The organism is Actinomycetospora flava, from assembly GCF_037400335.1.
GTDB classification, from domain to species: Bacteria; Actinomycetota; Actinomycetes; order Mycobacteriales; family Pseudonocardiaceae; genus Actinomycetospora; species Actinomycetospora flava.
Window position 1 is genome coordinate 43,903 of sequence record NZ_JBBEGM010000011.1, and the last position, 21,092, is coordinate 64,994.

16 protein-coding genes are annotated in these 21,092 nt (G+C 74.8%); 14 read left to right on the forward strand and 2 right to left on the reverse strand.

The window, feature by feature from the left end; translation table 11 throughout:
* Nucleotides 1-51: 51 nt before the first annotated feature.
* Both WCD58_RS23620 and WCD58_RS23625 read left to right on the forward strand, forming a co-directional pair.
* Nucleotides 52-3,591 (forward strand): glycosyltransferase, encoded by a 3,540-nt coding sequence (locus tag WCD58_RS23620; RefSeq protein WP_337705538.1) that lies wholly within the window; start codon nt 52-54, stop codon nt 3,589-3,591.
* A gap of 40 nt (nt 3,592-3,631) precedes the next feature.
* Nucleotides 3,632-4,018 carry a VOC family protein gene (locus tag WCD58_RS23625; protein WP_337705539.1) on the forward strand — a complete coding sequence of 129 codons (387 nt, stop codon included), beginning with the start codon at nt 3,632-3,634 and terminating at the stop codon, nt 4,016-4,018.
* A 4-nt stretch (nt 4,019-4,022) separates the two neighbouring features.
* Here WCD58_RS23625 and WCD58_RS23630 read toward each other — a convergent pair whose 3' ends face one another.
* Complete coding sequence (locus tag WCD58_RS23630) at nt 4,023-4,427, reverse strand: metallopeptidase family protein (protein WP_337705730.1); 405 nt, start codon at nt 4,425-4,427, stop codon at nt 4,023-4,025.
* A 182-nt stretch (nt 4,428-4,609) separates the two neighbouring features.
* Here WCD58_RS23630 and WCD58_RS23635 point away from each other — a divergent pair, with 182 nt between their 5' ends.
* The 7 genes from WCD58_RS23635 (at nt 4,610) to WCD58_RS23665 (ending at nt 11,982) form a co-directional block, all read left to right on the forward strand.
* On the forward strand, nt 4,610-5,053 hold the full coding sequence (locus tag WCD58_RS23635; protein WP_337705540.1) for a DUF3499 domain-containing protein: 444 nt from the start codon (nt 4,610-4,612) through the stop codon (nt 5,051-5,053).
* 167 nt (nt 5,054-5,220) lie between these two features.
* Complete coding sequence (locus WCD58_RS23640) at nt 5,221-6,597, forward strand: phosphomannomutase/phosphoglucomutase (RefSeq protein WP_337705731.1); 1,377 nt, start codon at nt 5,221-5,223, stop codon at nt 6,595-6,597.
* Between the two features lie 21 nt (nt 6,598-6,618).
* Complete coding sequence (locus tag WCD58_RS23645; RefSeq protein WP_337705541.1) at nt 6,619-6,837, forward strand: Trm112 family protein; 219 nt, start codon at nt 6,619-6,621, stop codon at nt 6,835-6,837.
* Nucleotides 6,838-6,843: 6 nt separating this feature from the next.
* Nucleotides 6,844-7,968, forward strand: coding sequence for a hypothetical protein (locus tag WCD58_RS23650; protein ID WP_337705542.1), 1,125 nt, complete (start codon nt 6,844-6,846; stop codon nt 7,966-7,968).
* A 37-nt stretch (nt 7,969-8,005) separates the two neighbouring features.
* Entirely contained in the window at nt 8,006-9,226 is a 1,221-nt protein-coding gene (gene manA, locus WCD58_RS23655) for a mannose-6-phosphate isomerase, class I (RefSeq protein ID WP_337705543.1), read from the forward strand.
* A 94-nt stretch (nt 9,227-9,320) separates the two neighbouring features.
* Nucleotides 9,321-10,271, forward strand: coding sequence for a cation diffusion facilitator family transporter (locus WCD58_RS23660; protein ID WP_337705544.1), 951 nt, complete (start codon nt 9,321-9,323; stop codon nt 10,269-10,271).
* Between the two features lie 154 nt (nt 10,272-10,425).
* A complete protein-coding gene (locus WCD58_RS23665; RefSeq protein ID WP_337705545.1) occupies nt 10,426-11,982 on the forward strand; it encodes an amino acid permease in 1,557 nt (518 codons plus the stop codon).
* A gap of 62 nt (nt 11,983-12,044) precedes the next feature.
* Here WCD58_RS23665 and WCD58_RS23670 read toward each other — a convergent pair whose 3' ends face one another.
* A complete protein-coding gene (locus WCD58_RS23670) occupies nt 12,045-13,667 on the reverse strand; it encodes a long-chain fatty acid--CoA ligase (RefSeq protein WP_337705546.1) in 1,623 nt (540 codons plus the stop codon).
* Nucleotides 13,668-14,192: 525 nt separating this feature from the next.
* Here WCD58_RS23670 and ahcY point away from each other — a divergent pair.
* The 5 genes from ahcY (at nt 14,193) to WCD58_RS23695 (ending at nt 21,019) form a co-directional block, all read left to right on the forward strand.
* The gene (gene ahcY / locus WCD58_RS23675; RefSeq protein ID WP_337705547.1) at nt 14,193-15,677 is read left to right on the forward strand and encodes an adenosylhomocysteinase; all 1,485 of its coding nucleotides are present in this window, start codon (nt 14,193-14,195) and stop codon (nt 15,675-15,677) included.
* Nucleotides 15,678-15,944: 267 nt separating this feature from the next.
* The gene (locus tag WCD58_RS23680) at nt 15,945-16,661 is read left to right on the forward strand and encodes a dTMP kinase (RefSeq protein WP_337705548.1); all 717 of its coding nucleotides are present in this window, start codon (nt 15,945-15,947) and stop codon (nt 16,659-16,661) included.
* Nucleotides 16,658-17,335 (forward strand): MtrAB system response regulator MtrA, encoded by a 678-nt coding sequence (mtrA, locus tag WCD58_RS23685; protein WP_337705549.1) that lies wholly within the window; start codon nt 16,658-16,660, stop codon nt 17,333-17,335. Before WCD58_RS23680 ends, mtrA begins: the two co-directional genes overlap by 4 nt.
* A 16-nt stretch (nt 17,336-17,351) precedes the next feature.
* On the forward strand, nt 17,352-19,202 hold the full coding sequence (gene mtrB, locus WCD58_RS23690; RefSeq protein ID WP_337705550.1) for an MtrAB system histidine kinase MtrB: 1,851 nt from the start codon (nt 17,352-17,354) through the stop codon (nt 19,200-19,202).
* On the forward strand, nt 19,199-21,019 hold the full coding sequence (locus WCD58_RS23695; RefSeq protein WP_337705551.1) for an LpqB family beta-propeller domain-containing protein: 1,821 nt from the start codon (nt 19,199-19,201) through the stop codon (nt 21,017-21,019). Before mtrB ends, WCD58_RS23695 begins: the two co-directional genes overlap by 4 nt.
* Nucleotides 21,020-21,092: the final 73 nt, after the last annotated feature.

The window sequence follows — 21,092 nt, forward strand, 5'->3', positions numbered from 1 at the left end:
ACCGCAGCGTGGGCGCCCTCGGAGGTCCGCCCCGAGGGGAAGGACGGCGCCGTGGCTCGATCGTCCCCGGTGGGCGCGGCGGCGCCGGTGCTCGCCGTCCTGGTCTGCCACGACGGTGAGGCCTGGCTGCCGGGCACGCTCGACGCGCTCGCGCGCCTGACCCGCCGTCCGCGCTGGGTGATCGCGGTCGACACCGGCTCGGCCGACGCCACCGCGGGCATCCTCGCCGCGAGCAACCAGGTCGACGTCGTGCTGCGGATGCCCCGCGACACCGGATTCGCCGAGGCCGTCCACACCGCCGTCGACGACGCGGACCGGCGCTGGGGACGTGGCGCCCAGGTGGGGCGTCCACGGGAGCACGCCGACAGGGGCTCGGGTGACTGGCTCTGGGTCCTGCACGACGACGCCGCCCCCGATCCGGACTGCCTCGACGTCCTGCTCTCGGTCGCCGCGACGTCCCCGTCCGCCGCGGTCCTCGGGCCGCTGTGCCTCGACTGGGACGACCCCCGTCTCGTCGTGGAGGCCGGCGTCTCGATCGACGCGTCCGGCTCGCGGCAGACCGGCATCGGGGCCGACGAGCTCGACCTCGGCCAGTTCGCCACCAACTCCGAGGTGCTCGCCGTCGGGTCGGCGGGGTCGCTGGTGCGCCGCCGCGAGTGGGACTCCCTCGGCGGCTACGACACCGCGCTCGGCCTGCTGCGCGAGGACGTCGACTACGGCTGGCGCGTCAACCGCGCCAGCGGCCTCGTCCTCTGCGCGCCCTCGGCCCGCCTGCGCCACGCCCGCGGGCTGACGACCCGCGCGCGCACCCTCGACACCGCGGGCGTCGACCCGCGCTACCGCGCCACCGACCGCGCCCACGGCGTGCGGACGTTCCTCGCGAACTGCTCGAGCCCGGCGTTCGTGCTCGGTCTCCTGCGCCTGCCCGTGCTCGCGGTGCTCCGGGCGCTCGGCCTGCTGCTGGTCCGCCGGGGCCGGGCGGCCGGCGCGGAGCTGGCGGGCCTGTCCCGCGTGCTCGGCTCCGGTCCGGGGCTCGCGGACCTCGCCGACGCGCGCCGCCGGCGCAGCACCGGCGCGACGGCCCTGCCCCGCGAGCTGCGCGGCCTGCTCACCAGCCGCACCACGCGGCTGCGCAACGCCGTGCGCGGCGGGCTGACCTCGCTCGTGCGCGGGCGCCTGCGCGAGGAGCTCGACCTCGGCCGCCTGCCCGAGTGGGCCGAGCGCGACGTCCGGCCCGAGCGGGGAGCGTCCGACGACGCCGAGCGCCGCCCGGCCGTCGGACCCGCCGCCCTGCCCGCCGGGGCGGGGCTGCGCCGCCGGCGCACCGCGGGGCTGCGGCGGCCCGGCGAGTCCCTCGCGGTCGCGCTGCCCGGGCCCCGCTCCCCGGCCGACCCGGAGCCGCCGACCGAGGCGGTCGCGCCCATCCGGCCGAGCGACCCCGGCCCCGCGCCCGACGGCGAGCGCGTCGTCTACGTCCCGATCACCCCGGGGCGCGTGGCGCGCGAGCTGCTGCTCGCCCCGCCGCTGCTGCTCGTCGTCGGGCTGACGCTCGTCTCGCTGGTGACGCAGCGCGCCCGCCTCGGGCTCGGACTGGCCGGCGGCCGGATCGCCGAGGTCCCGGGCCTGCGCGAGCTCTGGTCGTCCTACCTCGCGGCGTGGCACCCGGTCGCGGGCGGCACGGGCGCGCCCGCCCCGGCCGCGCTCGCGGTCGTCGGGACGCTCGGCGGCCCCGTGGCGCCGTTCGGGGGGCCGTCCGCCGCGGTGTCGCTCCTGCTGCTCGCGGCGCTGCCGCTGGCGGGCCTGTCCGCCTATCTCGCGACCCGCGAGCTGCGGGTGGGTCGGGTGCTGCGCGCGCTGGCCGCCGCGGTCTACGCGCTGCTCGGGATCACCGCCGGCGCCGTGGCCCAGGGCCGGCTCGACGGCGTGGTGGCCGTGATCCTGCTGCCGCTGGTGCTCGCCGGCGTCGTCGCCGTGCTGCGCGGGGTGCGGGTCGCGGGCCGGCGCGGGTCGTGGTGGAGCACGGCGGCGGGCACCGCGCTCGCGCTCGGCGTCGTCAGCGCCTTCGCCCCGCTGGTGCACGCGCTCGTGCTGGTCGTCGTGGTCATCGGCTTCGTGCTGGTGCCGGCGCCCCCGAAGGCCGCCGGGCGCCGGGCGATGTCGCTGGCCGTGATCGTCCTGCTGCCGGTGCTGCTGCTCCTGCCCTGGCCGACCGTGCTGCTCGCCGCGCCGGAGGTCCTGCTGCACGGCACCGGGTCGCCGGTGGCCGAGCGGTTCGTCTCCGCGTTCGACGTCCTCTCGCTCGACCCCGGCGGCGACGCGACGGTGCCCTGGGCGGGGCTGCTGCTCGTGGTGCTCGCCGTCGGCGGGGCGCTCGTCGCGCCGCGGCGCGCCGCCGTCCCGGGGCTGGCCCTGCTGCTGCTCGGCGTCGCCGCCGCGGGCGTGGTCGGCTCGTTCGCGCTGCCCCCGCTCGCGGGTGGGGACGCCCGGCCCGGCTGGACCGGCCCGGCGCTCGCCGTCGCGGCGTGCGGGGCGCTGTGGAGCCTGCTCGCGCAGGTCGCCGCGGCCCGCACCGAGCCGATCGGGCGCCTGCTGGGGCGCCGCGACCCGGTCGATCGCGGTCCGGCCCGCCGCGGCGACTCCGAGCTGGACCTCGGTGGCGCCGGCTTCGGCGGGCGGGTCGCGGGCGCGATGGAGGGCCTGGCCGGCCGCCTGCGCCCGCGCGGTGCCGGCGCCGACCGCAGCGCCCGCGCGCGCAGCGTCGCCGTGCCGGTGGTGGCGGTGGCGGTCGCCGGGCTGGCCGTCGTCACCGTGCTGCGCGGGGGAGCGGGCGCGCTCGTCGACACCGAGGCCCCGGCCCTGGCGCCGCAGGCCGCCGGGGAGCTCGCGGCCGCGGGCGCCCGGGTCGTCGTCGTCACCCGCGACCCCGACACCACCCGGCGCGCCGGCCCGGAGCTGCCGCGCTTCGGCGACGACGACCTCGCCCCGGTCGGCGCGGCCCCCGCCCGCCTGGTGCGCGACGTGCGCGCGCTGCTCTCCGGCGACCCCGCCACCGCGCAGGCGGGCGTCGCCGAGCTCGCCACCGGCGGCACCGGGCTGATCGTGCTGCCCGACCAGGAGACCGCGCGCTCGGTGCGCACCGCGGCCGGGCCGCTGCTCACCGACGCCCCGCCGGTGTCCGACGGGCGCCCGACCGCCCGGGTGGCCCTGCCCGTGGCCGGCGCGGTCCTGCTCGAGCCGCCGATCTCGGACGACGCGACCGAGGCCCGCGCCGCCCCGCGCCGGCCCGCCGGCGTGACGACGGTGCCGTCGGACCTGCCCACCGTCGGCGTGCGCGTCTCCCCGGGCGCCGACCGCCGGCTGCTCGTGGTGGCCGCGGAGCTGGAGTCCGGGTGGACCGCGACCGTCGGCGGCGCGCCCGCCGAGGTCGTGCCCGCCTGGGGCCACCTCGTCGGCGTCGCCGTCCCGCCCGGCGGCGGGGCCGTCGTCGTCGACCGCGACGAGACCGTGCGCCTGCTGCTCCTCCTGCTCCAGCTCGCGCTGGTCCTGTTCACCGCGCTCTCGGCGCTGCCGTCGCGGAAGCGCCTGGACTAGGGCGGGAGCGCTGTCGGGGGTGCGCCCTACGCTCCGGCGCATGTTCGACCACGTCGGATTCCCCGCAGGCGACGTCGAGACCTCCGTCGCCTTCTACACCGCGGTGTTCGCGCCGATCGGCCTGGCCGTCGGCGTGCGCATCCCCACCGGTCCGCCCGGTGCGCCCGAGGTCGTGGGCCTCGGCGCCGGCGGGCACCCGGCCTTCTGGCTCGCCCCCGGGCAGGGCGTCGAGCAGGAGCTGCACGTCGCGTTCTCCGCGCCCGACCGGGCGGCCGTCGACGCGGTGCACGAGGCGGCCCTCGCCCACGGGGCGGAGGTGCTGCACGCGCCCCGGATCTTCACGGAGTACCACCCGGGCTACTACGCGGTGTTCCTCCGCGACCCCGACGGCCACAACGTCGAGGCCGTGCACCACAGCTGGGAGTAGTCGCCTACTCCTCGCCGGCGATGGTGTCCGGTTCGACGCCCAGGTAGCCCGCCACCTGCTCGACGAGCACGTCGTGGAGCAGGTCGGCGAGGTCCTCGCCGTCGAGCGCGCGGGCCTCCAGCGGGCGGCGATAGAGCACGATGCGCGCGCGGGTCACGGCGCCGCGGCGGTCCATGCCCGCGGGCACGAGGCGGGCGAGCGGCACCTCGCCGTCACCGAGCACGGCGTCGTCGTCGGCGGTCGAGCGCGTCCCCGCGGGCACCTCGGGCACGTCGTCGACGGCCACGTCGAGGTCGGCGAGCTCGGCGCTCCAGCGCTCCTCGATCGGCTCGAGGGCCTCGAGCACCAGGGCGTCGAAGCGCTCGGCGCGCGTGCGGGAGGCGGGGGAGCCCGACGGGTAGAGCGGCATGCGCAGGCCGCGTCCGCGCCGGTCGCGGCGCCGCCGACGCGGCCCGGGTGCCGGCGTGCTGCCCCGGCGACTCGCGCTCCTGGTCACGCCCGCGGAGCCTACGCGGCGACGCCCGGTGGAGGCGCGACGCGCCCCGCGCGCCTGCACGATCACGGCCGTTCGGCGGACTACTGTGCTGCTTCGTGCGAGGAGTGCGGAAGTGCTCACGGACCGGGTGTGGTCACGCGGCCGTGGCCACCCTGACCTATGTCTACTCGGACTCGACCGCCGTGGTCGGTCCGCTGGCGACGAGTGCCGAGCCGCATTCCTACGACCTCTGCGAACGCCACGCCGTCCGCCTCACCGCCCCGCGCGGGTGGGAGGTCGTCCGCTACGAGGGCGAGTTCCCGGCGGAGCCCTCCGCCGACGACCTCACCGCCCTCGCCGAGGCCGTGCGCGAGGCCGGCCGGGCCGACCGCCCGCTCGACGGCTCCGACGGGCGCCCGCGGATCACGGCCGGCTCGGGTCTCGGGCAGGCCGCGCCGCCGCCCCCGAGCATGGCGAGCGGCGTCGGCGGTGGTGTGGCGAGCACGCCGACGGGCCGTCGCGGCCACCTCCGGGTGCTGCCCGACCCCGCGTCGTCCTGACCGGGCGACCGACCGGGAACTGATCGTCCGGAACGGTCGCGGACGACCGTTCACCCATCGGCGGACGTGCCCTCCCGGCAGGCGCGACGCGGCGGTCGCGCCGATAGGCTGGCGACGTGGCCAGTGCGCAGCAGGGGACACGGGAAGCGGCACCGGACCGGGCCCAGGTGATCGACCAGGTCGTCAAGGCCTACGACATCCGCGGCCTGGTCGGCACGCAGCTCGACGCGACCTTCGTCCGGGACGTGGGGGCGGCCTTCGCGCGCATCCTGCTCGACGAGGAGTCCGGGCTCGGCAGCGGCCGCGGCGTCGTCGTCGCCCACGACATGCGCGAGTCGTCGCCCGAGCTCTCCGAGGCGTTCGCCGAGGGCGTCACCTCGCTCGGCGTCGACGTCGTCGCCATCGGCCTGGCCAGCACCGACGAGCTGTACTACGCCTCGGGCTCGCTCGACATGCCCGGCGCGATGTTCACCGCGAGCCACAACCCGGCGGCCTACAACGGCATCAAGCTGTGCCGCGCGGGCGCCGCGCCGGTCGGCCAGGACTCCGGGCTCGACGAGATCGCCGCGCTGCTCGACCGCGGGCCGGGCGAGGCCGCCGGGGACGAGGTGCGCGGCACGATCACCCGCCGCGACCTGCTCGAGGACTACGCGGCCTTCCTGCGCTCGCTGGTGGACCTCTCGGACATCCGCCGGCTCTCGGTCGTCGTCGACGCCGGCAACGGCATGGCCGGGCACACCGTGCCCGCCGTGCTGGACCCGCTGCCGATCGAGGTCGAGCCGCTGTTCTTCGAGCTCGACGGCTCGTTCCCCAACCACGAGGCCAACCCGCTCGACCCCGACAACCTGCGCGACCTGCAGCGCAAGGTCATGACGATCGGGCGCGTCGACGCCGGTCTGGCCTTCGACGGCGACGCCGACCGCGTGTTCCTCGTCGACGAGAAGGGCGACGCCGTCAGCCCGAGCGCGATCACCGCGCTGGTCGCGAGCCGCGAGCTGGCCAAGCACCCGGGCTCGACGGTGATCCACAACCTGATCACCTCGCGGGCCGTCCCCGAGATCGTCACCGAGGCGGGCGGCAAGCCCGTGCGCTCGCGCGTCGGGCACTCGTTCATCAAGGGCACGATGGCCGAGACGGGCGCGGTGTTCGGCGGGGAGCACTCCGCGCACTACTACTTCCGCGACTTCTGGCGCGCCGACTCCGGCATGCTGGCGGCCCTGCACGTGCTCGCCGCGCTCGGCGAGCAGGACCGGCCGCTCTCGGAGCTCATGGCGCAGTACTCCCGCTACGCCGCGTCGGGGGAGATCAACTCGACGGTGGACGACCCGCGCGCTGTGATGGCCGAGGTGGAACAGACCTTCGGCGGGCGTGACGGCGTCACCACCGACGACCTCGACGGGCTCACCGTCACCCTGTCCGACGGTTCCTGGTTCAACCTGCGCCCGTCCAACACCGAGCCGCTGCTGCGGCTCAACGTCGAGGCCGCCGACGACGACGCCGTGGCCGCGCTGCGCGACGAGGTCCTCGGCCTCGTCCGCGGCTGAACCGACCGAGGAGGAGACCCGATGCCGCTCGGTCTGGACACCGACCTGCTGGAGATCCTGGCCTGCCCCGCGCCCGACCACGGCGCGCTGCGCCCGGGCACGCCCGAGGACACGGAGGGCACGGTCAGCCCGGTGCTGACCTGCACCGTCTGCGACCGGCGCTACCCGGTCACCGACGGCATCCCCGTGCTCCTGCTGTCCGAGGCGACCGGGGGCCCCGAGCAGAACACGCAGGGGTGAGTCGCGGTGCTCGACGACGCCCTGCTCTCCGACGAGACCCGCCTGCTCGCCGCCGACCACGACGGCATCCTGCGCGCGGTGGCGACCGCGGGCGCCCAGGTGCGGGCGACCGCCGAGGCCGCCCGCGAGGCCGGCGTCCGGCGCGAGCTCGCGGGCCTGCGGCCCCGCGCGCTGGTGCTGCTCACCCGCCCCGGCACCACCGAGTCCGCCTGCCGGCTCATGGCCGCGCTGCTCACGCCCACCGCGCCGCTCCCGGTGATCGTCAGCGGCGTGGCGCCCCCGTGGCTGGGCCCGCTCGACGTCGTCGTCGCCACCCATCGGGGCCGTGAGGGCGACCCCGTCGAGGCCGACGTCGCCGAGTCCGTGCACCGCGCGGTGCGCCGCGGCGCCCACGTCGTGCTCACCGGCCCCGGCGAGGGGCCCGCGGCCGCCGCCGGCGCCGGGCGCGTCCTCGCGGTGACGCCCCGGATGACGCTCGCGGTCCCCGGCGAGGACGCCGACGGCCTCGACACCGCCACCGTCCTCGCGACCGGGCTGGCCGTCGCCGGGGCGCTCGAGCTCCTCGACCTCGATCTCGACGACCTCGCCGACCGCCTCGACGCCGAGGCCGAGCGCGACGGCCCGCGCGGGGAGGCGTTCGTCAACCCCGCCAAGAGCCTCGCGCTGCGCCTCGCCGAGCGGACCCCGCTGCTGTGGGGCGCCGACCCCGTCGCCGGCCTGCTCGCGGGCTACGGCGCCACCGTGCTGGCCACGCACGCGGGGGTCGTCGCGCAGGCGACCACCGCGGCCGCGGCCGGCGCCCAGCCGGCCCTGCAGGCCCGGCTGGTCGAGAGCTCGGGGGAGGCGTCGATCTTCGCCGACCCCTTCGACGACCCGGCCCCGGCGGCCCCGCCGCCACGGCTGGTCCTGCTGGCCGTGCGTGAGGACCTCACGACACGGCGGCTCGTCGCCGACGTCGGCGCCCGCCACCCGGGCGCGGACGTGCTGGAGATCGACGACGTCGAGCTGGCCGGGGAGGGCCCGTCGCCGGACGCGCTGCGCGCGGCCGTGCTGGCCACCCGCCTCGACTTCACCGCGGTCTACCTCGGCCTGGCCCTCGGGGCGCGGGCGACCGGGGTCCGGACCGGCTGAACCCACTCTGCTAGTTCTCAGACGGAGGCACGAACACGTGGAGGTCCTCAGGGGCAGCGTGCGCACGTACGCGTGGGGGTCCCGGACGCACCTCGCCGAGCTCCTCGGCGGTGAGGTCCCGTCGCCGCACCCGCAGGCCGAGCTCTGGCTCGGCGCGCACCGCGACGAGCCCTCGCAGCTGACGGGCAGGCCGGGCGACGGCAGCTCGCTGGCCGACGTGCTGCGCGACGACCCGGCGGGCACGCTCGGGCCGTCGCGCCGGGAGCGCTGGTCGGACCGCCTGCCCTACCTGCTCAAGGTGCTGGCGGCCGAGGAGCCGCTGAGCCTGCAGGCGCACCCGTCGGCCGAGCAGGCCGCGGCGGGCTACGCGCGCGAGGAGGCGGCCGGCGTCCCGCGCACGGCGTCCGACCGGAACTACCCGGACCCGCTGCCGAAGCCGGAGCTGCTCTGCGCGCTCACCGAGTTCCACGCGCTCGCGGGGTTCCGCGACCCGGCGGGGACGGTGCGCCTGCTGCGGGCCCTCGACGTGCGCGCGCTCGACCACCACACCGAGCTGCTCGCCGCCCAGCCCGACGCCGACGGCCTGCGGGCGCTGTTCACCACGTGGATCACGCTGCCGCAGCGCGCGGTCGACGACCTGGTGCCGGCCCTGCTCGACGGCTGCGTCGCCCACGCCCGGTCCCGCGGCGAGTTCACCACCGAGGCGCGCACGCTGCTCGACCTCGGGGAGCGCTACCCCGGCGACGCCGGCGTCCTCGCGGCGCTGCTGCTCAACCGGGTCGTCCTGCAGCCCGGCCAGTGCCTCTACCAGCCGGCCGGGTCGCCGCACTCCTACCTGGCCGGGGCCGGGGTGGAGCTCATGGCCAACTCCGACAACGTCCTGCGCTGCGGGCTCACCCCGAAGCACGTCGACGTGCCCGAGCTGCTGCGGGTGCTCGACTTCGTGCCGGGGCCGCCGACGCTGCTGCCCGGCGAGGGCGCGGGACCGGTCACGCGGTTCACGCCGAGCGAGTACTTCAGCCTGGCCCGCTGCGCGTTCGACGGCACCGAGGAGAAGGACGCCGACCTCGGCATCGAGGGCCCCCGCATCGTCATCACGGTCCAGGGCACGGTGCGCCTGACGTCGTCGCGGGGGCAGAGCCAGGAGGTCCCGCGCGGGACGGCCGCGTGGGTGCCCGCGTGCGACGGTCCGGTGACGGTCGCCGCCGTCGACGGCCCCGCCCTGGCGTTCGCCGCCGCGGACGGTCTGGACGGGTAGGAGAGCGCACCCCGGGTCGGGCGTTAGATTTCACCCAGTACTCACATCCCGCCCCGATCAGACTCCGGCCCCGTCCATCCCCTGGAGGCACTCCGTGTCCGCATCCGGAGGCGGCAAGGCGATCATCGCCGCGCTGGCCGCCAACGCCGGCATCGCCGTGGCCAAGTTCGTCGGCTTCGCGATCACGGGTTCGTCGTCGATGCTCGCCGAGAGCGTCCACTCGGTCGCCGACACCGGCAACCAGGGGCTGCTCCTGCTCGGGCGCAAGCGCGCCAAGCGCGCCGCGACGCCCGAGCACCCGTTCGGCTTCGGCCGCGACCGGTTCTTCTACTCGTTCGTCGTCGCGCTGCTGCTGTTCAGCCTCGGCTCGGTCTTCGCGATCTACGAGGGCATCCACAAGCTCTCGGCGCACGAGGAGCTGACCTCCCCGATCGTCGCGGTGGTCATCCTCGTCGTCGCGATCGTGCTGGAGGGGTTCAGCTTCCGCACCGCGGTGCACGAGTCCCGTGAGCTCAAGGGCGACGCCACCTGGTGGGGGTTCATCCGCCAGTCGGTCAACCCGGAGCTGCCGGTCGTGCTGCTCGAGGACACCGGGGCGCTGGTCGGCCTCGTGCTCGCCCTCGGCGGCGTCGGGCTCTCGACGCTGACCGGCGACCCGATCTGGGACGCGATCGGCACGATCTGCATCGGCATCCTGCTCGGCGTCATCGCGGTCATCCTCATCGTCGAGACGAAGAGCCTGCTCATCGGCGAGGGCGCGAGCCCGCCGCTCGTCCGCACGATCACCTCGTCGCTGGTCGGCGGTCCGGTCGAGCGCGTCATCCACCTGCGCACCCAGTACCTCGGGCCCGAGGAGCTGCTGGTCGCCGCCAAGATCGCGGTGTCCTCGGCGCTGCCGACCGAGGTCGTCGCCGAGGCGATCGACAACGCGGAGGCCCGCCTGCGCGAGGCCGTGCCCGAGGCCCGGCTGGTGTACCTCGAGCCGGACCTCGACCGCAGCGACGCCGGGCCCGTCGACGAGGCGCTGGACCCCTCGCCGCACTGAGTCGTCGCGACCGGACGCCGCGGCGCGTCCGGCCGCAGCAGCGGCGTGAACACGCCGTCACGGATCTGGTCGTCTCCGTACTCGTCCGGGGGCTCTGCGGGCGTAAGGTGCCGCGCGACCACGGACGGTTTCGGTCGGACCTTCAGGAGTGCCCATGACGTCGACCCAGCCGCAAGGCGGGCTCTTCCGGACCAAGTCGGTGGAACAGTCCATCGCCGATACCGACGAGCCGGGCAGCAAGCTCCGGCGCGAGCTCGGTGCCTTCGACCTCACCGTCTTCGGTGTCGCGGTCCTCATCGGCGCCGGCGTCTTCACCATCACCGCGCGGGTCGCCGGCGACATCACCGGCCCGGCCATCGCGATCTCGTTCGTCATCGCCGCGATCGCCTGCGGGTTCGCCGGCCTGTGCTACGCCGAGTTCGCCTCGACGGTCCCGGTGGCCGGCAGCGCCTACACGTTCTCCTACGCGACCTTCGGCGAGTTCATCGCCTGGATCATCGGCTGGGACCTCGTCCTCGAGTACGCCCTCGGCGCCGCCGTGGTCTCGAAGAGCTGGGCGCAGTACCTGGGTGAGCTGTTCGGCGGCAGCAGCACCGCCGCCTCCTTCGAGCTCGGTCCGGTGACCTTCGACTGGGGCGCGGTCCTCGTGATCGCCGCCCTGACGGTGGTCCTCGTCATGGGCATCAAGCTCTCGAGCCGGGTCAGCACGATCATCACCTCGGTCAAGGTGCTCGTGGTGCTGCTCGTCATCGTGGTCGGCCTGTTCTACGTCAAGGCCCAGAACTACACGCCGTTCATCCCGCCGCCCGGGGGCGAGCGCGAGAGCGGCGGCGGCGGCGACGCATCGCTGCTGTCGCTGATCGCGGGCAGCGACGGGTCGAACTTCGGCATCTACGGCCTGCTCGCCGGCGCCTCGCTGGTGTTCTTCGCGTTCATCGGCTTCGACGCGGTGTCCACCACCGCCGAGGAGACCAGGAACCCGCAGAAGGACCTGCCCCGCGGGATCCTCGGCTCGCTCGGCGTCGTCACGGTCCTCTACGTCGCCGTCTCGCTCGTGCTGGTCGGCATGGTCAACTACACCCAGCTCTCCACCCCGCCCGGCAGCGAGGAGAGCGCGACCCTGGCGACGGCGTTCTCGCTGGTCGGCGCGAACTGGGCCTCGACGGTCATCTCGATCGGTGCCCTCGCCGGCCTGACCACCGTGGTCATGGTGCTCATGCTCGGCCAGAGCCGCGTCTTCTACGCGATGAGCCGCGACGGGCTGCTCCCGCGCAACCTCGCCCAGACGGGCTCCCGGGGCACCCCGGTGAAGATCACGATCATCATCGGCACGCTCTGCGCCGTGCTGGCCGGCTTCTTCCCGATCGACGAGCTCGAGTCGATGGTCAACATCGGCACGCTGTTCGCGTTCGTGCTGGTCGCGGTGGGGACGGTCTACCTGCGTCGCCGGCGCCCGGACCTGCCGCGCGGCTTCACCGTCAAGGCCCTGCCCCTGGTGGCCACGCTCGCGGTGATCTGCTGCCTCTGGCTGATGATCAACCTGACCGTCGAGACCTGGATCCGGTTCATCGTGTGGATGGTGCTCGGCGTGGTCATCTACTTCGCCTACTCACGCCGCAACTCCGTGCTCGGCAAGCGCGAGCGCGGCGAGGAGTCGTCGGTGACCAACCCGGGTGCGGGCCCGAGCGCCCCGCCCACGCAGCCGCAGTAGCCGGCTCGTCGGAGAGCACACGACGGCCCCCGGAGCGACGCTCCGGGGGCCGTCGTGACGTTTCAGGCCTTCGCGGGCGCCTGGTGTCCCGCGAACTTCTCGCGCAGCGTCTTCTTCGAGAACTTGCCCGTGGAGGTCTTGGGCACCTCGTCGATGAAGACGACGTCGTCGGGCACCTGCCACTTCGCGACGCGGGTGGCGATGTGCTCGAGCACGGCCTCGCGGGTCAGCTCGACGCCCTGCTTCGGGACGACGCACGCGAGCGGGCGCTCCGACCACTTCTCGTCGGGGATCGCGATGACCGCGGCCTCGGCGACGCCCTCCATCGACATGATCTCGTTCTCGAGGTCGACCGACGAGATCCACTCGCCGCCGGACTTCACGAGGTCCTTGGTGCGGTCGACGAGCTTGACGTAGCCGTACCGGTCGATCACCGCCACGTCACCGGTCTTGAGCCAGCCGTCCTCGGTGAACTGCTTGCCGCCGTCCTCGTTGCCGTAGTAGGACGCGGCGATCCACGGCCCGGCGGCCTGGAGCTCGCCGGAGGTCTCGCCGTCCCAGGGCAGGACCTCGCCGGAGTCCGGGTCGCAGATGCGCAGGTCGACCAGCGGCGCCGGGGTGCCCGCGGTGGCGCGGACGTCGGCGAGCTCGTCGTCGGAGAGCCCGTCGTGGACGCTCTTGAGCACGCCGGTGGTGGCGATGGGGCTGGTCTCGGTCATGCCCCAGGCCTGGGTGATCGGCAGGCCGATCTTCTTGCGCCACGCCTCGGACAGCGACTTGGGCACCGCCGACCCGCCGCAGAGCAGCAGGCGCAGGTGGGGCAGGTCGCCCTCGGAGAGCTCGGGCAGCACGCCCATCCAGATCGTCGGGACGCCCGCGGTGACGGTGACGTCGTGGTCGCGCAGGATGCCCGCGATCGCCTTCGGGGTCATGTTCGGCCCGGGGAAGACGATCGAGGAGCCGGCGAACACCGCCGCGTACGGCGTGCCCCAGGCGTTCGCGTGGAACATCGGCACGACCGGCAGCAGCACGTCGCGCTCGACGAGCCCGGCGACGTCGGCCATGAGCACGGCGATCGAGTGCAGCACCGAGGAGCGGTGCGAGTAGACGACGCCCTTCGGGTTGCCGGTGGTGCCCGACGTGTAGCACATCGCGGCGGCCTGGTTCTCGTCCGCGATGTGGAACTGGCCCTGCACCGGCTCCACCGAGGCGAGCAGCTCGTCGTAGTCGAGGACGCGGTCGTCGTCGGGGATCTCGACGTCGGCGCCGTCGTCGATGACGATCACCTTGCGGACCGTCGTCATCTCGTCGACGTGCGGCCAGAACTGCGGCAGCAGCGAGCGGTCGACGAAGACGACCTCGTCCTCGGCGTGGTTCGCGATGTAGATCAGCTGCTCGGTGAACAGCCGGATGTTGAGCGTGTGCAGCACGCGCCCGCTGCACGGCACGGCGAAGTACAGCTCGAGGTGGGCCGGGCTGTTCCAGCTGAACGTGCCGACCCGGCCCTCGGCCGAGACGCCGAGCTCGTCGAGCGCGGCCGCGGCCCGCCGCACGCGCTGGGCCCAGCTCGCGTAGTCGGTCCGGTGCACCGTGCCGCTCGCCCCGACACCGACGATCGGTTTGTGGGCGAAGAGCTGCTCGGCGCGGTGGAACACGTGCGGCAGGGCGAGTGGGTAGTCCTGCATCTGTCCGAGCACGTCCGTGGCCTCCCAAGTGACCGGGGATCTCTGTGGTTCCGGTCACGCATCCTACGGTCCTGCGTCCGGAATCACCCCCTCGCCGGAATCCGGGCCGGGGTCGTCACGGGCGGTGGCCCCCGGGCCGTGGTCGCGGTGTGACCCGCCTGACGCACTCCGTGCCGATCCGGACGAGACCTGCGCGGACGGCTCACCGGATGCGTGCGTGCGGCCCCGTACGCGGCGCGTTCCGGTTGACCGGCTATGGGGCCTGTGCTGGACTTCTGTCACGGCATCGATCGCACACCTCGTGCGAACGGAAGCTGTCGAGTGGCGCTGCAACGGACGGTCCGTGACCGTCCGCCACGCTCGGCAGTGGTCCGCACCATCGCAAGGGCGCCTGTGGATGGTGGTGAACCGTGCCCCGAGTTCCGTGACGTCCCGGTGTGTCCCGTCCACCGGTCGAGACGCACCCCCGTCACGGGCCCGGCACCGCGGTCCACCATCGGCCCCAACCCGAGAAGACGAGGAGTCATGGCGAACGCAGTAGGCACCGTCAACGACAAGCACGACACGCGCAACGGCATCGACTTCGCCGTGGCCGACCTCAAGGAGGCCGACTTCGGCCGCCGCGAGATCCGCCTGGCCGAGCACGAGATGCCCGGTCTGATGGCCCTGCGCCGCGAGTACTCCGAGGCCAAGCCGCTGCACGGCGCCCGGATCTCCGGCTCGCTGCACATGACGGTGCAGACCGCCGTGCTCATCGAGACCCTGGTGGAGCTGGGCGCCGAGGTCCGCTGGGCCTCCTGCAACATCTTCTCCACCCAGGACCACGCGGCTGCCGCGGTCGTCGTCGGCCCGCACGGCACCCCGGACGAGCCCAAGGGCATCTCCTGCTTCGCCTGGAAGGGCGAGACGCTGGAGGAGTACTGGTGGTGCGCCGAGCAGATGCTCGCGTGGAAGGACTCCGAGACCCGCGGTCCGAACATGATCCTGGACGACGGTGGCGACGCCACCATGCTCGTCCACAAGGGTGTCGAGTTCGAGAAGGCCGGCGTCGTCCCGAGCGTCACCGCCGAGGACCCCGCCGAGTACCAGGTCGTGCTCGCGACGCTGCGCCGCAGCCTCGAGGACGACCCGCAGCACTGGACCAAGGTCGCGTCGGGCATCAAGGGCGTCACCGAGGAGACCACGACGGGCGTCCACCGCCTGTACGAGTTCTTCAACGAGGGCAAGCTGCTCTTCCCGGCGATCAACGTCAACGACTCGGTCACCAAGTCGAAGTTCGACAACAAGTACGGCTGCCGCCACTCGCTCATCGACGGCATCAACCGCGCCGTCGACGTGCTGATCTCGGGCAAGAAGGCCGTCGTCGCCGGCTTCGGTGACGTGGGCAAGGGCTCGGCCGAGTCGCTGCGCGGCCAGGGCGCCCGCGTGACGGTCACCGAGACCGACCCGATCTGCGCGCTCCAGGCGCTCATGGAGGGCTACGACGTCAACACCCTCGAGAACGTCATCGAGGACGCCGACATCGTCATCACGACGACCGGCAACAAGGACATCGTCACCCTCGACCACATGAAGCGGATGAAGCACCAGGCGATCCTGGGCAACATCGGCCACTTCGACAACGAGATCCAGGTCGAGAAGCTCGAGAAGTCCGGCGCCAACCGGATCAACATCAAGCCGCAGGTCGACGAGTGGAAGTTCGAGGACGGCCACTCGATCATCCTGCTGAGCGAGGGCCGGCTGCTGAACCTCGGCAACGCCACCGGGCACCCGAGCTTCGTCATGTCGAACTCGTTCGCCAACCAGACGATCGCGCAGATCGAGATCTGGACCAAGCCGGACGAGTACCCGATCGGCGTGTACCGCCTGCCCAAGCACCTGGACGAGAAGGTCGCGAAGGTCCACGTCGAGGCGCTCGGCGCGGAGCTGACCAAGCTCACCAAGGAGCAGGCCGAGTACATCGGCGTCGACGTCGAGGGCCCGTACAAGCCGGAGCACTACCGCTACTGAGTCTTCGCGGCAAGCAGATGCGGTCGTGAGCGCTCCTCCGTCGCGCTACCGACCGATCTGCGCCGCGCTCCGGTGGTGGGCGTGTGATCACCGGTACCGGCTGATCTGACCGAAGGGCCCCCTCGCTCGATCTACTCGAGCGAGGGGGCCCTTCGGTCGTTCCCCGGTGCGCCCCGTCGTTCCGGCGAGGGGTGCCCCTCGCCGCTCGATCCGACCGAAGGGGCCCTTCGCTCGGAACCCACGGGCCCGCCCGCATAAGGTTCCGCCGTGGGCGTGATGGTGGCCGTCGAGGGCCTCGACGGGGCGGGCAAGGCGACGCTGGTCGCGGCGCTCGCCGACGCCGCCGCCCGCCGCGGCGCCAGCGTCAGCACGCACGCGTTCCCCCGCTACGACGCCGACGTCCACGCCGGTCTGGCGGGCGAGGCGCTGCACGGCGCGCACGGCGACCTGCGGTCGTCGGTGCACGCGATGGCCGTGCTGTTCGCGCTCGACCGGGCCGGGGCCGCCGCGGAGATCCGGGAGGCGAGGAACACCCACGACCTCGTCCTCGTCGACCGCTACGTCGCCTCCAACGCCGCGTACGGGGCGGCGCGGGAGGAGCAGGACGCCGACGGGGAGTTCGTCGCCTGGGTGCACGCGCTCGAGATCGACCGGCTCGGGGTGCCCACGCCCGACGTCCAGGTGCTCGTCCGCGTCCCGGGCGAGCTGGCCGCGCGGCGGGTGCGCGAGCGCGCCGCCTCCGACCCGTCGCGGACCCCGGACGGCTACGAGTCCGACGCGGCCCTGCAGGCCCGGTGCGCGCAGGTGTACGACGAGCTCGTCGCGCGGACATGGCTCGCGCCCTGGTCGGTGGTCGGGGCGGACGAGGGCCCCGCGGCACTCACCCGAACGGCTGAGTCGCTGGTCGCAGAACGACTCGGAACCGGATCGCCGGGCGATATCTCGTCCGGATCGTCGGTGAGAAGTGACACCATTGAGACATGAGCTCGCGGATCCTCGTGGTGGACGACGACGCCTCGCTGGCGGAGATGCTGACGATCGTCCTCGAGGGCGAGGGCTTCGAGACCACGGTGGTGAACGACGGCCCCGCGGCGCTGCCGGCCCTGCGCGAGAGCGCGCCCGATCTCGTCCTGCTCGACCTCATGCTCCCGGGGATGAACGGCATCGACGTGTGCCGGGCGATCCGCGCGGAGTCCGGGGTCCCCGTCGTGATGCTGACGGCGAAGACCGACACGGTGGACGTGGTGCTCGGGCTGGAGTCCGGCGCGGACGACTACGTGGTCAAGCCGTTCAAGCCCAAGGAGCTCGTCGCGCGCATCCGGGCGCGCCTGCGCCAGTTTCCGTCCGAGCCCGCGGAGCAGATGCAGATCGGCGACGTCACCATCGACGTCCCGGCCCACCAGGTGCGCCGCGACGGGCGCACCATCCCGCTGACGCCCCTGGAGTTCGACCTGCTGGTGGCGCTGGCCCGCAAGCCGCGCCAGGTGTTCACCCGCGAGGTGCTGCTCGAGCAGGTCTGGGGCTACCGGCACGCCGCCGACACGCGGCTGGTCAACGTGCACGTCCAACGGCTGCGCTCGAAGGTCGAGGTCGACCCGGAGCACCCCGAGGTCGTGCTGACCGTCCGCGGGGTGGGGTACAAGGCCGGTCCGCCCTGATCGGGGTGGCCTTCCCGTGACGTCCCTGCTCACCGGGCTGCGCCGCCGCCTCGACCGCTTCGTGGCCGAGCGCGTCGGCCAGGTCCGTGTGCTCTGGCGCCGCTCGATGCAGCTGCGGGTGGTGCTCTCGACGCTCGCCATGTCGATCGTCGTGGTGGCGGTGCTCGGACTGGTGCTCCAGACCCAGATCGCCGACCGGCTGGTCCAGGGCAAGGAGCAGGCCGCGCTGATCCAGGCCGACATCTCGCGCCAGGCCCTCGAGCGCGACCTCGCCCGCATCGACCCGGACCGCGACGGCGCGCAGGCCGTGCTCGACGACGTCCTCGACCGGCTCTCCACCAGCGGGCGGGACGCCGGCTCGAACGGCGTGACGCGCGGCAACGACCCGGCCAGCGACGCCGGCGCGTTCGACGCGGTGCTGATCGCGGGCTCGGACACGCTCGGGGCGGTGCCCGGCGCGCTGCCGACGGTGCCGGGCGGCACGACCGGCGAGGTCAGCGCCGGGCCCGCCGAGGTGATCCCGCCGCAGCTGCGGGCGCCCGTGCTGCAGGGCTTCCTCGCCACCAAGTACCTCACGGTCGCCTCGGCGGGTCAGGCGGCGCCGGTGCCGACGCTGGTCGTCGGCCAGCCCGTGCGCACCGCCGGACGGAACCTGCAGCTCTACCTGCTGTTCCCGCTCTCGGCGGAGCAGCGCACGCTCGCGCTCGTCCAGAGCACGCTCGCGCTGGCCGCCGGGGTGCTGCTCGTCCTGCTCGCGGGCATCTCGTCGGTGGTGACGCGGCAGGTCGTGCGCCCGGTCCGCCAGGCCGCCGACGTCGCCGAACGCTTCGCCGACGGCCACCTCGACGAACGCATGCCCGTGCACGGCGACGACGAGGTCGCCCGGCTCGCCGAGTCGTACAACGAGATGGCGGCGAGCATCCAGTCGCAGATCCGCCAGCTCGAGGAGTTCGGGGCGCTGCAGCGCCGGTTCACCTCCGACGTCAGCCACGAGCTGCGCACGCCGCTGACCACCGTGCGGATGGCCGCCGAGGTGCTGCACGCGCAGGTCGACCCCTCCGACGTCACCGCCGCGCGGTCGGCGCAGCTGCTCGTCGACGAGCTCGACCGCTTCGAGACCCTGCTCTCCGACCTGCTGGAGATCAGCCGCCTCGACGCGGGCATGGCCGAGCTGGGCCTCGAGACCGTCGACGTCGCCGCGGTGGTCCGCCGCGCCGCGGAGACCGTCCGGCACCTCGTGGAGGACACCCACACGCCGCTGCTGCTCGACCTGGGCGACCAGGGCGACACGGGGGGGCCCGTCCTCGCCGAGGTCGACCCCCGGCGCGTCGAGCGCATCCTGCGCAACCTGCTCGCCAACGCCATCGACCACGGCGAGAGTCGCCCGATCGAGGTGCGCCTGGCCGCCGACGAGGGCGCGCTGGCGGTGGTGGTGCGCGACCACGGGATCGGCCTCAAGCCGGGCGAGGCGGGGCTGGTCTTCAACCGGTTCTGGCGCGCCGACCCGTCGCGGCAGCGCCGCAGCGGCGGCACAGGCCTCGGGCTCGCGATCAGCCTCGAGGACGCCCGCCTGCACGGCGGCTGGCTGCAGGCCTGGGGCGAGGTCGACCGGGGCGCGGTGTTCCGGCTGACCCTGCCGCTGCACCACGGCGAGCGCCTGCGCACGAGCCCGCTGCCCCTGCTGCCCGTCGCCGCCGCGCCGGCCGCCGCGGAGCCGGGGATCCACGACGCCGCGCCCACCACGGGCACGGCGCTGCCGCCGATGGAGGAGGAGGACACCGCGCCGGAGATCCGCGACGACCTCGACGACGTGTCCTTCCCGGAGCCCTCGCCCCCGCCCGACCCCGGCACGTCGGTGGCGCGGTGAGGCGGCGGCCCGTCCTCCTCGCCCTGGCCCTGCTGCTGGCCCTCGCCGCCGGCTGCGCATCGGTGCCCGGGTCGTCGGACGTCACCGTCCTGCGCCGGGTGGGCGACGCCGCCGAGCCGACCGCCCCGCCGGGCCCCGCCCGCGACGCCGGGCCGCTGGAGACCGTGCGGGGGTGGGTGCTCGCGTCGGGAGCGACCGCCGAGCGCCACCGGGCCGCGCGGGGGTTCCTCACCGCCGGCGCGGCGGGGACGTGGGACGACGGCGCGGCGCCGGTCGTCGTCAACGACCAGGTGGACACGGTGTTCGCCGACCGCCCGGCGCCGGTGGGCGAGGCCGCGGTGCGCATCCGGGCCACCGCGCTGGGCGTCCTCACCCCCGAGGGCGTGTTCGTGGCCGGCGTGCGCCCGGTGGAGGTCGACGTGCGCCTCACCGAGCAGAACGGCCAGTGGCGCATCTCCTCGCTGCCGACGGGCACGATCGTGCGGCGCTCCGACCTGCGCGCCAACACCCGCCCGGTGCGCACCTGGTTCCTCGACCCCCAGCGCGCGGGCCCCGTCTCCGACCCCCGCTACCTGGCGACGAGCCCGGCGCGGTCGGTGCCGACGCGCACCCTGCAGTACCTGCTCGCCGGGCCGTCGGAGTCGCTGGCGGGCGCCGCGGTCAGCTCCCTGCCGGCCGGCACCACGCTGCGCTCCGACGTCACGCTCACACCCGAGGGCACGGCCGTGGTCGACCTGTCGCGCACCGGCCCGCTCGACGACCCGCGCCGGCGCGAGATCGCCCAGCAGGTGACGCTGACGCTCGCGGGCATCGGGGTCTCCCAGGTCCGCCTGCTGGTCGACGGCGAGCCCCTGCTGCCCGGCCGGCCGGAGGTCGCGGTCGGCGACACCCTCGCGGGCCTGCCCCCCGAGGTGGCGCGGCGCCCCGACCTGCCGGTGGACCCGGTGGTCGGCGGCCCCGGCGACACCGAGGTCCCGGTGCTCGTGGCCGACAGCGGGCGCCTGCGCCTGCTCACCGGCGAGCCCGAGGGCGGACCCGCCGGCCGCGGCGCGTACCGGGCGGTGTCGGCGTCGGCGAGCTACGAGGGCGACGTGGCGGTGGTGGCCGAGGAGACCCCGGGCGCCGACCCGGCGGCCACGCGGGCGCGCCTGCTCACCGGCGCCGGGGGCGCCGAGCTCGCCGCCAGCGGGATCGAGGGCCGCTCGCTGGCCCGGCCCACCTGGACGCCCGACGGCACCGAGGTCTGGTCGGTGCAGGACGGCACGACGGTCGTGCGCGCCGTGCGCCAGGGACCGGGCGGGGCGGTGCGACCGGTCGCGGTCGACACCTCCGCCCTGGCGGGCGCCGGCGTCACCGCCCCGCCGGGTGCCGTGGGGCCGGTGTCCGCGGTGCGCATCTCGCCGGACGGGTCCCGGATCGCGCTGGTGACCGGGGGACACGTGCTGGTCGCGGCGATCGCGCGCGACGGCGCGGGCGGCGCCCGGCTCGGGTCGGTCACGGAGCTGCGGCCCGAGGCGCTCGACCAGGTCCTCGACGTGGGCTGGACGCGCACCGACCAGCTCGTCGCCGTCGGCAACCGCGCCGACCGCCCGGTCACCCTCGCCTCGGTGGACGGCCTGGACGTCGAGTCCCTGTCGACGACGAACCTGACACCGCCCGTCACCGCCGTCGCCGCCCGGCCGGGCCGTCCGCTGGTCGTCGCCGACCAGGGCGGCACCTGGACCCTGCCGCTCGACGGCGGGAGCGGCGCCGGCGGCGACGTCTGGCAGTCGGTGCCGGGCTTCGGCGCGGGGACGGTGCCGGCCTACCCGGGCTGACCACGGGCCGACTGCTCCGTCCGCCGTCCCCATCGTCCGGTCGCGTCCCCAGGGCGCGGGGCCGGTGCTGGCC